General features: G+C 63.6%; 1 pseudogene. It reads right to left on the bottom strand.

What is annotated here, in order from left to right:
- Window positions 1–320 precede the first annotated feature (320 nt).
- A pseudogene (locus DKT70_RS17570) lies at window positions 321–1354 on the bottom strand (IS110 family RNA-guided transposase).
- Window positions 1355–1482: the final 128 nt, after the last annotated feature.

Below are 1482 nucleotides of genomic sequence, written 5' to 3'. Positions count from 1 at the left end.
CTTCGGTAACGGGTTCGTCTCAGTCAAGCCATTTCACGCATGCGCCGTCGTCCGCGAATTGGCGGTTTCAGGTTGTTATGATCGTCGCACGTCTGGCACAGCCAACTTCGTCTGAGGTCACCTGGGTGCATGCTTCGGTCCGTGACAGGCCGCGCAGGCCGCCAACATGATGCTGGTTCAATGCAGGTCCGATGTGCCCATCTCATTGGCGTGCTCGATGTGGTTCGGCAACAGTCCTGACCACGACATCATCGGAACCGCGTCCCATGGGGACCTCGAAGGCCTGCGGTCAGGCAGGCGACGGTGAAGCGCTTGGCCGATCAGGCTGCTTGCGGAACCTCAATCTCGGATCGGAAGGTTGTGCCGTCAGTCCATATCCGGTGCAGGATCACGCTGATGCGCCGGGCAAGGGCGACCATGGCCCGTTTTGCGCCACGACGGCGCGCAACCTGCACTGCCCATGTTCTCAGCCACGTCGAGCGACCGCGATGCATCATGACCGTCGCCGCCTGGCACAGCGCACGCCGCAGGTTGACGTCCCCTGCTTTGGTGATCCCGCCGGAGATGTCGCGTTCGCCTGACTGGTTGCGTGAAGGCGTGAGGCCGACCCATGGCCCGACCTTCTTCGACGACGTGAACCGCGAGGGGTCATCAACTGCGGAACGGTAGGTCAGCGCCACGACCGCGCCCACGCCCGGCATCGACATCAGACGGCGACAGACAGGGTCGTCTTGCGCCAACTGACGGACCCGGCGTTCCAATCCTGCAAGCTCCTGTCGAAGGGATGCCCGCGCTCGCAGTATCGGCTCGGTCGCGGCGAACAGCATCGGGTTGTCTACCGTCAGCTCTCGGATGCGGTGCTCGAACCTGCCGCGGGAGATCGCGCCGACCTTCAGCCCGAAGTTCCGCAGCAGTCCACGCAATGACAGCTCCAGAGTGATAAAGCCCTGCTGCACGGCTTTGCGGGCACTGAGCAGAGCCCGCACTTGCCTCGCGCCGAGACGGATTTGCAATGGACGGGCCGGAACCAGCCGAGATGAAGCAGGCGCGCAATGCCCTCGGCATCCCGTCGGTCCGTCTTGATCGGCATCGCCTTCAGGGCACCATTCACCTGCCGGGTCTCCATCAGCACCACACTCAGGCCCGCCTCGGTCATGCCACGATGCAGCCATTGCGACAGGGGGCCGGCTTCGAGACCGACGACCGCGATGGTGCCCTCCAAGTCCCCAATCCAGCGCGCCAGCGCCTCCGGCTCGCTGGCCGCCTGCGCCTCCCTCACGATCTTCCCATGCTCGCTGATGACGCAGATCGCGGTCTTCTCCAGCGACACGTCCAGTCCGACAAACAGCTTCATTCCGCAGTCCTCCAGATGGATCCAATACGGGAATGGCGCCAGATTGCCCTCGGTTTGACAACGGTAACGGGCAGGTCGCAGCGCAGGCCCCGTTACGGCATCTCATTGCCAGTAAATGACGGTTGCTG

The organism is Paracoccus sediminilitoris (assembly GCF_003259195.1).
GTDB classification, from domain to species: domain Bacteria; phylum Pseudomonadota; class Alphaproteobacteria; order Rhodobacterales; family Rhodobacteraceae; genus Paracoccus; species Paracoccus sediminilitoris.
The sequence above is the reverse complement of the archived record's forward strand: the minus strand, read 5'-3'. Positions and strand labels throughout refer to the sequence as shown.